We start from the raw sequence: 11,902 nt of genomic DNA, 5'->3' as shown, positions 1-11,902 counted from the left end.
TTAGTTAAGCAAGCGTTTTCAGTACGGTCACACGTGCGACCGCACGGGCTTTCAGCGCACCGCGCAGGCGCGGTGGATTTCCTGGTCGATGCGGGCAGGAGCGCTGCGGCCGGTGAACACTTCGGCCATCTCCTTGCGCAGGCGGGCGTCTTCGCAGGATTGCGGATCGACCACGTTGTCGATCACCGTGCCGCGCACGTCGGGCTGGTCGTAGCCTGCGCCCTGACGCACCCAGCGGCGCGCCTGCGATGATTCCTGCGCCACGCGCACGCGGTCGGCGCTGGTCAGGTTCGGATCGCGCACGACCGGCCGGCTGATGCCGGTGTCCTGCTCCTTCGGGCAGGGCACCGACTGATAGGCCACCTGCTTGCCATCGCTGCACTTGTACACGCGTTGCGCGTGCGCCTGCGTGGCCAGCGCACACAGCGCCAGCGTCATCAACATCCTGGTCATTGATCCCCCCGGCGCACCGCCTTGGCGCGCGATGCGCGGGAGAATACCCGATTCAGGGAGCGTCAACACCTATGTTGGTGTAGAAATCCGAACAGTAGCGCCTGCCATTACGGCTGAGGTTGAAGCGCTGGCAGTTGGTGTCGTAACTGGTGCCTGTGGCGGTGATCAGGTAGCTGGACAGGGTCACACCATTCAGGTGGTGCTGGCTGCCGTTGGACTTCAGGGACCAATGTTCGTGCGGGCCGGTAGAGGACCCCCCATCGCACAAGGCCTGGTTCCGGGTATTGGCCGGGTTGGCAATGGCATCGTTGGCCGCCACCATGGCGCCCGTCGCGGGGCGGATGTTCATCAGATGGTAATAGGTGGTGGACCAGCCACCTTCGTGCACGATCTCGGCCATGCAGGAGGAGTGACGCTTGAAACGTCCCGACGCCGATGCCGATACCCAGTAGTTGCTCTGGTTGCTGCCCCACCAACCGCCCACCGACATGTCCAGCGAAGACATCGGGAACCGGCCGCTGCCGGAGTGGGTGTGTGCGCCGCCGATATGCCACTTCGCCTTGAGCGGATAAGGAAACTGCAACAGGTTGGTCGGCGGCACAACGGCTTGTGGCCGCGCCTCGCCACCGCGTTGCGCCGTCGCTGGGCTGCTTCCGAACAGGCGGCGGTAGACATCATTGAAGCCAGCGTCGGCCAGCGCGGTCGCACGCACAGTGTCCATGCCTGACAGCGCGTACAGGGTGCGCAGCGGGTTGTCGGCAGACAGCGCCACCGGCCCCATCGTGCGGGTGTCATCGGCGTCGTACATCGCATCACGCAGCGTTTCGGCCACTTCGCGCAACTGCGGGCCGAAGCCGGTTTTGGTGACCAGCGTGCCGAAGGGCCGTTCCAGGTTCCCGGCCGCCGCATCCTGATTGCCCACCACGCCGGTCTGCAGCTCCATCAGGGCAAGCAGCACGCGCGGACTGATGCCGCTGTAGCCCGCCCAATGGGAGACCACTTCGGCATTGGGGCTGAGCTGTGGCGCATGCGCGGACAGCCAGGCGGCGATATCGAAATCAAACATTTCCTCGTACTGGTACACGAGGTCCTGGCTCTGCACGGCAGGTTCGCTGGCTTGTGCCGTTCCCAGCGTGGATGCCGCACAGAGCACGGCCAGCAGTGCGGGTGTCATCAATCGGCGCGTATGGATGGTCATCGTTCGGATTCCAGATTGGATCTGAGCGGCGTGGTGTATTCAGGCCGCAACCTTCCCTGGACCCTGCGGAAGGGACCACGTCGAGATGTCGGGGCTGGCTCGCTGCTGCCGCTATTGGCGGGCGGGCAAGGCCAATGCTAGGTACGTGGGACAACGCCGGGTTTGTCGGCAATCACAAAGTTACCGGCGTTGGAAAGATCCATCGGAGGTGGCATTGATGCTATGGCCATCAATGGGACAGCACGCCCTCACGCCCGCACTCACATCGGCAGCAGTGTGGTGGCCGCGTGCAGCAACAGCCCGATCAGGCCACCGACCAGCGTGCCATTGAAGCGGATGAACTGCAGGTCGCGGCCTACGCTCAGTTCCAGCTGTTCCACCAGGTGGCGTTCGTCCCACCCCTTCACCGTCTGCGCGATATGCGTGGTGACGCCATCGCGCAGGCGCGAGGTCAGCCGCTGCGCACCCTCCAGCAGGTGCAGGTTGAGTGCATCGCGCAGCGCCGGGTCCGAAGACAGGCTGCGGCCCAGCGCGGCCATGCTGCGCTCCAGGTGCCCGGCCAGCGCGGAGTCCTCACTCTGCAGGTCCGCACGCAGGCTGGCGTGGATGCGCGACCACAGGCCCTGCACGTACTCCTGAAGGGCAGGGTGGTCGATCATTTCCTGCTTCAGCTGTTCAATGCGGGTAGCCAGCGCAGGGTCCTCGCGCAGGCGCTGCACGTAGCTGCCGAGCCACTGTTCGTAGTCCTGCCGCAACGGGTGCAGCGGGTCGGCCAGCACCTGCTGCATTTCCTCCAGCACCGCCCCGGCCAGGCGCTCGGCCAAGCTGTCACCGATCTCGTCGATCGGCTTGATCCAGTTCACCGTGCTGGACAGCGTGGGCCACTCGCGCTGGATGTAGCGCACGATCAGCTGCGAGGCCCGCTGCTTGACCTCCGGCTGTTCCAGCCAGCGCGCCAGCCGCTGCAGGCCTTCGTCCAGCACGCGCTGGTGGCGGCCATCGGCGGTCAGCAGGGCCAGCAGTTCACCGGCGGTGGAGGCCGCGTTCCACTGCCGCAGCTGCTGCACCACGAAGCCGTGCAGCTGCCTGCGCACGGCCGCTTCGTCGAAGAAATCCAGCGCCTGCAAGGCCCAGCCACGCGCCATGTCGGCCAGCATGCGCACCTGTTCGGGTGCCGACAGCCAGCTGCCCAGGCGGGCGGCCGGATCGAACACTTTCAGCCGCGCCAGCAGCATGTCCGGCGCCAGGAACTGGTCGCGCACGAAAACCGCCAGGCTGTCGCCGATGCGTTCTTTGCTGCGCGGGATGATCGCCGTATGCGGGATGGGCAGGCCCATCGGCCGGCGGAACAGTGCCACCACCGCGAACCAGTCGGCCATGGCGCCCACCGCCGCGGCCTCGCAGAACGCGGCGACCCAGGCCCAGATACCGCGCTCGCCCTGCCAGTGGCTCACCGCGAAACCGGCCAGCATCACCAGCAGCATGCCGAAGGCGATGGCTTTCAGGCGCCGCAGCTGGGCGCGGCGCGGATCATCGGGAGTCGTGGTCATGCGGGCAGTCTACCGGGGCCGGTGTTGGGCCCCGTTGACGGGAAAGTGCATGCGGTAGCGCCGAGCCATGCTCGGCGAGCGCAGCGGCAGCGTGATGCATGCCGCCCCACCCCCGCATTACGCGCTGAGCTGCGCGCGCAGCGCCGCCAGCTGCTGGCGCAGCGCATCGTTCTCGCGGGTCAGGGTGACGATGCGGGCGCGCAGCGCCGGGGCGCCTTCGCCCAGCTGTTCCAGGGCGTGCATCACCTCGGCATCGCGCAGCGCCTGCTCGTCCTCGCTGACCTCTTCAGCCTGCACCGCCACGTCCGGCTTGGCCGCACGCGGCTTGCGGTTGGCTTCGCGGGCCCGCTTGGCGGCCTGCTTCAGTTCGTCCTTGCCACCGGTGGCGGCCGCGCGCTGCTCGTCTTCCGGCAGCGATGCCACCGCTGCCGCCGCGCTGATCGACAGCTGGCCGTTCTTCACCGCCTCCACCACTTCCGGCGCCGCCTGCGCACGGATGCGTTCGATCATGCTGATCTGGTTGCTGCTCAGCTTCGCCTCACGGGCCAGTTCGGCGCGGCTGAAGCTGGGTGCCGGATCCCACGGCGGGCTGTCCTGGTCCTCGTCCTGGCCGTCGGCGGTGCCGTCGCTTTCGCGCTGCAGCTTTTCCTGCTCGATGCGCTTGCGCTCGGCCAGGATCTCGCGCTTGCGCAGCGCCAGTTCGCCACGCTGGAAGTCAGACACGCTGCGCCGGCCCAGGTGCTGTTCGATCATCCACAGGTGGACATCGTCCATGCTCTGGAAGCGGGTGTTCTGCACCGTGTTGAACGGCAGATCATGCTTCTGGCAGATGCCATACCGGTTGTGTCCGTCCACCAGCACATCGCCCCACAACACCAGCGCATCGCGGCAGCCTTCGGCCAGGATGCTGCGCTCCAGCGCTTCGTATTCGTCCGCGGTGAGCGGGTCGATGTAGGCCTTCAGTTCTTCTTTGACGACGATGTTCATGGGCAACGGGCAGTCGTGGAGCGGAACCGCCCATTGTACCGGCTCGGGCTGGCTCGTCCCGGCTCAGGCGGTGGCGCGGATCATCGCGCCGAGAACGTCGGCGATCTGGTCGATCTGCGCCGGTTCCACGATCAGCGGCGGCGACAACGCGATGGTGTCGCCGGTCTGCCGCACCAGCAGGTTGCCGTCGTGGAAGCAGCGCCGGAACACCTCATAGCCGCGGCTGCCCGGGGCATCGCGGCGCGGTGCCAGCTCCACCGCGCCGACCAGCCCGAAGTTGCGGATGTCCACCACGTTGGGCAGCCCCTGCAGGCCGTGCAGGGCGCGCTGCCAGTGCTCGCCCAGTTCGATGGCGCGCTCGAACAGGCGCTCTTCGGCATACACATCCAAGGTAGCCAGCGCGGCCGCGCAGGCCAGTGGATGCCCCGAACAGGTATAGCCGTGGAACAGGTCGATGGCCTGCGCCGGCCCCTGCTGCAGGCTGGAGTGGATGGCATCGCTGACCAGCACCCCGCCCAGCGGCACCGCGCCGTTGCTGGCGCCCTTGGCGAAGGTGATCAGATCCGGGGTGACGCCGAAACGCTGCGCGGCAAAGGGCATGCCGACGCGGCCGAAGCCGGTGATGACCTCATCGAACGCCAGCACGATGCCGTGGTGATCGCAGATTTCACGAAGGCGCTGCAGGTACCCTGGCGCCGGCAGGATGACCCCGGCCGATCCGGCGATGGGTTCCACGAACACCGCCGCGATGGTGGAGGCATCGTGCAGCGCGATCAACCGCTCCAGCGCATCGGCCAACTCTGCCCCGTGCCGCGGCAGGCCCTGGCTGAAGGCATTGCGCTGCAAATCCAGCGTATGCGGAAGGTGCGCACTGCCCCCCAACTGCAGGCCGAACTGGCGCCGGTTGTTGGGCAGGCCGCCGATCGCCATGCCACCGAAGCCGACGCCGTGGTAAGCCTTCTCGCGCCCGATGAAACGCGTGCGCTGGCCTTCGCCGCGGGCACGGTGGTGGGCCAGCACGATCTTCATCGCCGTATCCACCGCCTCGGAACCGGAGTTGGTGAAGAACACATGGTTCAGCCCCGCCGGGGCCAGCGCGGCCAAGCGCTGCGCCAGCACGAACGGCAGCGGCGAGCCCATCTGGAAAGTGGGCGCGAAATCCAGCGTGCCGGCCTGTTCGGCGATGGCCTGCACGATCTTTTTGCGGCCATGACCGGCATTGCAGCACCACAGCCCGGCGGTGCCATCCAAGATCTGCCGGCCCTCCACGTCCTCGTAGTACATGCCCTGCGCACGGACCAACAGGCGCGGTGCGCCCTTGAACTGCGCGTTGGCGGTGAAGGGCATCCAGAAGGCGTCGAGAGTCTCCGGCTGCGTGGTGGCAAGGACGTTGAGCGGCGGGGTCGGGGAGGGCATGACGGGCTCCGGAACGGCGACGGTTTTTCTGACTGTAGCGTAGGGATATGCCGCGCTGGCGTGACTTCAGGCGGGGAATGAGCGGTATGCGCAAGTGACACGCTGCGGTCCGCGCAAGCATCGGCACACCGAGCCCAACGTCGGGCTTGACTCAGTCTGAACCAGCGATGACTATCAGCAAGCCGATAACAGGGGTGCAAGGATGCAGATCGTGAAGCAGGCTCGCTTAGGTGCGGCCGTGGCATGTGCGCGCGCAGGCGCGTGGGCAGGGACAGCGATGGTGTGGGCCGGCATGGCGGCAACGGCGTCTGCCCAGCCCATGCAGCCCTATCAGGAGTACGACAAGCGACTACGGACTGCAGAACAGGTGGGGGCCTTGACCTCGGATCTGTTCGGTGACGCCGTCAACGTCTACGACCAGAGCACCACCTTCAACCAGACCGATATCGATCTGCCGGGAACCAACGCGCTGCCGGTGCGGCTGAGCCGGTCGCTCAACATCCGCCCCGTCCCGGCTATCGGCCTTGCACCCAAGACTTATGCGGGTGCGGCAGACTGGAATATCGATGTTCCCTATATCTCCGGCGTATTCGACTCGGCGTTCCGCTGGAACGTGACCGTCACTGGCGACACGCCGCGCTGCAGTACGAATTTCTACCCCCGCACGGACGTCCCCAACAAGCTTGAAGACGTCTGGTCAGGCTACAACGTCAATCTTCCGGGCCAAGGTGCGCGCTCCTTGGTGGCCATGCCGCCGGACGAGTTCAAGCGCCCCGACGGGCAGGCCCATGCCTGGACCACCACCTCGTTGGATTCAATTACCTGTACCGCAATGGCAGGTGGATACCCCGGCGAAGGGTTTGTGCTGCAGACCACCGATGGCATCACCTATACCTTCAACGTGGCTACCGAGCGCGCGATGGGGCTCATGGCGCGGGATTCCGGAGGCGCCGGTCGCCAGCGTGTGGAAATCTTCCTGATGGCAAGCCGCATCCAGGATCGTTTCGGCAACTTCGTCGACATCAGCTACAACGGTAACGGCCATCCAACGGCCTTCAGCGCCAGCGATGGGCGCCAGATAACCCTCCAGTATTCGGGTGATCGGCTGGTCAGCGCCTCCGCCCATGGGCGGACCTGGACCTACGCCTACAGCGGCGAAACTCTGCAACGGGTGACCCAGCCTGACCAGGCCGCGTGGGAGTTCACGCATCTGGAAGATCGCCGGATCAACTATGAAATCTGGCACGAAGATATCGGGCCGGGCTGCGGCAACGTCGCACCGATGGCCGACAAGCTTTACCGCCTGCAGATGCGCCACCCATCGGGTGCCCTGGGCACTTTCCGCTTCGACCATCAGCGGCTTGCGCGATCCGGCGTGCCTGGCATCCTGTGCCAAGGCGAGGCGCAAGGAGGCAGTATCGGCACGGGGTTCCCGATCGTGCACTACACCCCGGTACCGACTTGGTTCGACGTGCTGGGCCTGACCGAGAAAACCATCGAAGGCCCGGGTCTGTCCTCCCCGCTGCGCTGGTACTACACCGACCTTGGTCAAAGCTACGGCTCGTGGAGCGGCAACGTTCCGCCGTGCACCACCTGCGTGCAGTCCAAGGTGGTGCGCATCACCCAGCCGGATGGCAGCAGTGTCGAGGAGACCTACGGTGTGGTGTATTCGCACAATGAAGGCAAGATGCTGGCGCGCAGTACCGTAGCCGCCAGCGGGACGACTCTGGAAAGCGAAACGCTGAGCTACGTCAGCAACGCGCAGGTTCCGTCCATGCCATTCCCTGCGCGTTATGGCTCACGCTGGGGCGGTAGCGACGAGTCCTCGGTGCTGGTGCGTCCGCTTGCCAGGAAAGTCATCGTGCGTGATGGCGCCACGCTGACCTGGGAGGCCACTACCTTCGACGCCAAAGCCAGGCCAGTGAAGGTCACCCGCAGCAGCACGTTGGGCCACAGTCGTACCGATACCACCGCCTACCATGACAACACCGGTGCGTGGCTGCTCGGTCAGACCGCCAGCGTGACCAACAACGATACCGGCCTGGTTGAATCCCAGACCAGTTTCAACGGGATGGCGCTGCCCGTGGAGCAACGTCAATTCGGCAAGCTCGTGCAGACGCTGAACTATCATGCCGATGGCGCGGTGGCCAGTTTTGCCGATGGTCGCGGCAACAGCACCACGCTCAACAACTGGAAACGCGGCACGCCGCAGACCATCGGCTTTGCCGACGGCAACGGGATGAGCGCAACGGTCGATGACAACGGATGGATCCGTTCAGTCACCAATGAACTGGGCTACCAGACCAGCTATGACTACGACGCGATGGGGCGCATCACCACGACAGTGTTCGCCAGCGGCGATTCGGTCGCGTGGAATGCCAGTACCCAGGTGTTCGAGCGCGTGGATGCCGATGAATATGGAATTGCACCGGGCCACTGGCGCCTGAGCAGCAGCACCGGCAACCGTCGCAAGACCACCTGGTTCGATGCCATGTGGCGCCCGCTCATCACCCGCGAGTTCGACGCCGACAACGTCGCCCAGACCGACCGCTACCAGCGCTTCAGCTATGACCATGCCGGTCGCACCACCTTCCAGTCGTATCCCGGTGCAACCACCAACCTGACCAGTGGCCAGTGGAGTGAATACGACGCGTTGGGCCGTCCGACGTCCACTTCGGCTGACAGTGAACTGGGCCTGCTGACCACGATCACCGAATACCTGTCCAGCCTGCGTACGCGTACGACCGACCCGCGCGGGCAGAAAACGATCACCAGCCATCAGGCTTTCGATACGCCGAACTACGACGCACCGACGCGGATAGAGCACCCCGCTGGCGCCTTTACCGAGATCGCCCGCGACCGCTTCGGCAAGCCGACATCGATCAAGCGCCGCAATGCAGACAGCAGCGTCACCATCACCCGCGCATACGTGTATGACGGGCAGCAGCAACTGTGCAAATCGGTCGAGCCCGAGTCCGGTGCGACGGTGATGGCCTATGATGCAGCAGGTAATCTGGCCTGGAGCGCAGCAGGGCTGGCCCTTACAGCAGCGAATGGCTGCGACACCGCGACGGCACAGGCCTCCGGTCGCCGCGTGGACCGCAGCTACGACAGTCGCAACCGACTGAATCAGCTGAGTTTCCCGGATGGCAATGGCAACCAGACCTGGAGCTACACTGCGGCGGGCAAACCGTCCCAGGTGGTGACCGAAAATGCGGGAAGCCGCCAGGTCATCAATACCTACGCTTACAACAAGCGCGGCCTGATCACCGGTGAAACCATGCAGCAACAAGGCGTGGGTATCTGGACAATGGGCTACGGCTACGATGCCAACGCGGCCATGGCCAGCTTGCAGTACCCCAGTGGCCTGCAGGTCACGCTGGCGCCCAACGCACTCGGCCAGCCGACACAGGTAGGCAACTACGCATCGGCGGTGCGCTACTACCCGAACGGCGGGCTGCGTTCGTTCGCCTATGGCAATGGTGTCACCCACAGCATGACCCAGAATGCGCGTGCGCTGCCCGCACGCGCCATCGATGCGGGCGTGCTGGACAACACGATCACCTACGACGCCAATGGCAACGTGGCCACCGTGACCGATGCGGTGGAAGCCAGCAAGTCGCGTCAGATGCAGTACGACGCGCTTGATCGCCTGACCCAGGCTACCTCGGCTGCGTTCGGTGGAGGTGGCGTATTCCGCTATACCTACGATGTGCTGGACAACATCCGCAGCGCCAAGCTGGGCACCATCAAGCAGCACAACTATTACTACGACGCGCGCAACCGCATGACGACGGTGAACCGCGACGACGGCAGCGCGATCATGGGCCTGGACTACGATGTCCAAGGCAACCTGGCCAAGAAGAACGGCGAGGTGTTCCGCTTCGACTACGGCAATCGGTTGCGCGACGGCGCGGGCAAGGAGCTGTATGCCTACGACGCGCACGGCCGCCGGGTCGGCAACTACAGCACCTCGCTGGGTGACATCCTGTCGTTCTACGGCAACGATGGGGTCCTGCGCCGGCAGCACAACAAGCGCACCGGCAAGGAGCTGGAGTACGTCAGCCTGGGCAGCAGTCTGATCGCAGAGCTGGAGAGCACGGTAGCGGTGGCTGTCCCGGCATTGAGTGGGCCGGCCAACGTGGCTAGCGGCAGCTACAGCGTCAGTTGGACGTCGGTTGGCAACGCAAACCGCTACGAGCTGCGCCATTCCAGCAACGCAGGGGCCAGCTGGTCGTCGGCCTATACCGGAACCGCCCTATCGCATGCGGTAACTGGCGCACCCACTGGATCGCGCTCCTATCAGGTGCGTGCCTGCCAGGGTTCCAACTGCGGCGGATGGAGTGCCACGCTGGTGGTGCAGGTCGTACCGGTTCCTGCCTCGGCGCCTGCCCTGGTGGTGCCGGCTGCCGGTTTGAATGGCAGCTACAGCATCGGCTGGCCGGCCGTGACCGGGGCCACGCGCTATGTCATCGAGGAGCGCGCCGGGGAGGGTGCGTGGACATCCGTCCATAATGCCGCTGGGCTGAGTGTGGCCCTGAGTGGTCGAGCCGCTGGTGCGTACAGCTACCGCGGCCAAGCCTGCAATGTGTCTGGCTGCAGCGGCTGGTCCGCCGAACAGGCGATGACCGTCATCTATCCGTCGGAGTCCGCCCCCACCATTACCGCGCCGACGAGCAACAACAGCGGCAGCTTCATCGTGAGCTGGACTGCCGTTACCGGGAGCACGCGTTACGAGCCGCAAGAGCGGCTGGGGACCGGTGCGTGGACCAACCTGGCGAACACAACGGCGACCTCGCTGAGCATCAGCGGCAAGCCGACTGGCAGCCATGGCTACCAGGTGCGGGCCTGCAACGTTGCCGGTTGCAGCCCGTGGTCGAACATCGTTACCACGGCCGTGCTGTTGCCGCCTGCCGCAGCGCCTGCGATCACCTTGGCGGCAAGCAATACCAGCGGTAGCTACAACGTCAGCTGGAATGCAGTGGGCGGTGCGGTGGAATACCGCCTGGAAGAGCGCACAGGTACCGGCAGTTGGGTCGCGCTACAGGCTGAAGCGGCCACGCTGCGCGCGATCAGCGGCAAGGGAAACGGCACCTACGGTTACCGCGTACAGGCCTGCAACGCCGGCGGTTGCAGCGGTTGGTCGGCGGAGAAAACCACCACGGTGCTGCGTGTGCCAGGTGCCGCGGCAGTGACCACGCCAGCCACCAATAGCAGTGGTGCGTGGACGGTGAGTTGGGCGGCTGTCGCTACTGCAACTTCTTATCAGTTGGAAGAGCGGGTCAACGCCGGCGCTTGGGCGCTTGCATACACTGGTACGGCAGTGAACTGGGCAACCAGCGCCCGCGGCACGGGAAGTCATGGATATCGCGGCCGGGCATGCAACGCCAGCGGTTGTGGTGCGTATTCTGCAATTGTCACCACGGTTGTAACGAGGCCGCCAGGTGCTGCACCGGCCTTGAGTCTGCCCGCGTCGAACGGAAACGGCAGCTTCAGCGTGTCATGGGCCGCGGTGGCCACCTCCACGCGTTACGAACTGGAAGAGCAGGTCGGAAGTGCGTGGACCCAGCAGCAGAACACTTCCGCGCTGAGCAAGGCATTCACCGGACGGGCGACGGGCAGCTATCGCTTCCGGGTACGTGCCTGCAACGCAGGTGGCTGCGGCGCATATTCGGGCACGGGTACCGTGGCAGTGCTGCTGGTGCCGCAGAGTGCGCCTACATTGACGGCTCCCGCCTCCGCCGCCGCTGCATACACGATCAGCTGGTCAGCCGTCTCTACCGCTACCGGCTACAACGTGCAGCAGAACATCAACGGTGGGGGCTGGGGCGCGCTTGGCAGCTATGGCAGCACCAGTGTCGGGCTGAACCCGGGCAGCTCAGGGAGCTACGCGTATCGCGTGCAGGCCTGCAATGCGACGGGCTGCGGTGGGTGGTCGGCCACCAAGACGGTGGCGGTGCGGCGCCCGCCTGCTGCACCGAACATGAGCTATGCCACCCAGCACAACTACTACGCCGGGCCGCACAACGCGGAATACTCGATGTGCAAGGTCGGCTGGACGGCGGTGGGTTACGCGGATCGTTATGAGTTGCACGCCCATGGCGGGATCATGTTGTACAACGGCGCAGCGACCAGCGTGTCAGGACAGACCTACACGATCCAGTACTGCGCTTCGGTTTACGTGGTGCGCGCCTGTAATGCCTCGGGCTGTTCGGCGTTCTCTGCGCCGATGAACCATACGTTGACCCAAGATCCGCATCCGGGCGATGGCGGTGGGGTGATCCCGTGAGCAATGGAG

At 65.3% G+C, this 11,902-nt stretch carries 6 protein-coding genes; 1 reads left to right on the top strand and 5 read right to left on the bottom strand.

Going from position 1 to position 11,902, the window contains the following annotated elements; translation table 11 throughout:
• Positions 1-51: 51 nt before the first annotated feature.
• The 5 genes from IFT63_RS09310 to IFT63_RS09290 form a co-directional block, all read right to left on the bottom strand.
• Positions 52-453 carry a DUF4124 domain-containing protein gene (locus IFT63_RS09310; RefSeq protein ID WP_152620667.1) on the bottom strand — a complete coding sequence of 134 codons (402 nt, stop codon included), beginning with the start codon at positions 451-453 and terminating at the stop codon, positions 52-54.
• Positions 454-505: 52 nt separating this feature from the next.
• A complete protein-coding gene (locus IFT63_RS09305; RefSeq protein ID WP_192083917.1) occupies positions 506-1,651 on the bottom strand; it encodes a M23 family metallopeptidase in 1,146 nt (381 codons plus the stop codon).
• A 260-nt stretch (positions 1,652-1,911) separates the two neighbouring features.
• Positions 1,912-3,201, bottom strand: coding sequence for a DUF445 family protein (locus IFT63_RS09300; RefSeq protein ID WP_192083916.1), 1,290 nt, complete (start codon positions 3,199-3,201; stop codon positions 1,912-1,914).
• Positions 3,202-3,318: 117 nt separating this feature from the next.
• Entirely contained in the window at positions 3,319-4,188 is an 870-nt protein-coding gene (locus tag IFT63_RS09295; protein ID WP_042614375.1) for a plasmid replication/partition related protein, read from the bottom strand.
• Positions 4,189-4,251: 63 nt separating this feature from the next.
• Positions 4,252-5,604, bottom strand: a complete 1,353-nt coding sequence (locus IFT63_RS09290) for an aspartate aminotransferase family protein (RefSeq protein WP_192083915.1) — start codon at positions 5,602-5,604, stop codon at positions 4,252-4,254.
• A gap of 376 nt (positions 5,605-5,980) precedes the next feature.
• Here IFT63_RS09290 and IFT63_RS09285 point away from each other — a divergent pair, with 376 nt between their 5' ends.
• Positions 5,981-11,893 carry an RHS repeat protein gene (locus tag IFT63_RS09285; protein ID WP_192083914.1) on the top strand — a complete coding sequence of 1,971 codons (5,913 nt, stop codon included), beginning with the start codon at positions 5,981-5,983 and terminating at the stop codon, positions 11,891-11,893.
• The last annotated feature ends 9 nt before the right edge of the window (positions 11,894-11,902 follow it).

Source organism: Stenotrophomonas sp. CFBP 13724 (assembly GCF_014841975.1).
Taxonomy (GTDB): Bacteria; Pseudomonadota; Gammaproteobacteria; order Xanthomonadales; family Xanthomonadaceae; genus Stenotrophomonas; species Stenotrophomonas lacuserhaii.
This window is presented reverse-complemented; position numbering and strand designations above follow the sequence as displayed.

What these genes read in the sequence shown, in the direction of transcription:
- IFT63_RS09300 (WP_192083916.1), bottom strand. Translation starts at nt 3,201, where the DNA reads ATGACCACGACTCCCGATGATCCGCGCCGCGCCCAGCTGCGGCGCCTG.
- IFT63_RS09310 (WP_152620667.1), bottom strand. Translation starts at nt 453, where the DNA reads ATGACCAGGATGTTGATGACGCTGGCGCTGTGTGCGCTGGCCACGCAG.
- IFT63_RS09295 (WP_042614375.1), bottom strand. Translation starts at nt 4,188, where the DNA reads ATGAACATCGTCGTCAAAGAAGAACTGAAGGCCTACATCGACCCGCTC.
- IFT63_RS09290 (WP_192083915.1), bottom strand. Translation starts at nt 5,604, where the DNA reads ATGCCCTCCCCGACCCCGCCGCTCAACGTCCTTGCCACCACGCAGCCG.
- IFT63_RS09305 (WP_192083917.1), bottom strand. Translation starts at nt 1,651, where the DNA reads ATGACCATCCATACGCGCCGATTGATGACACCCGCACTGCTGGCCGTG.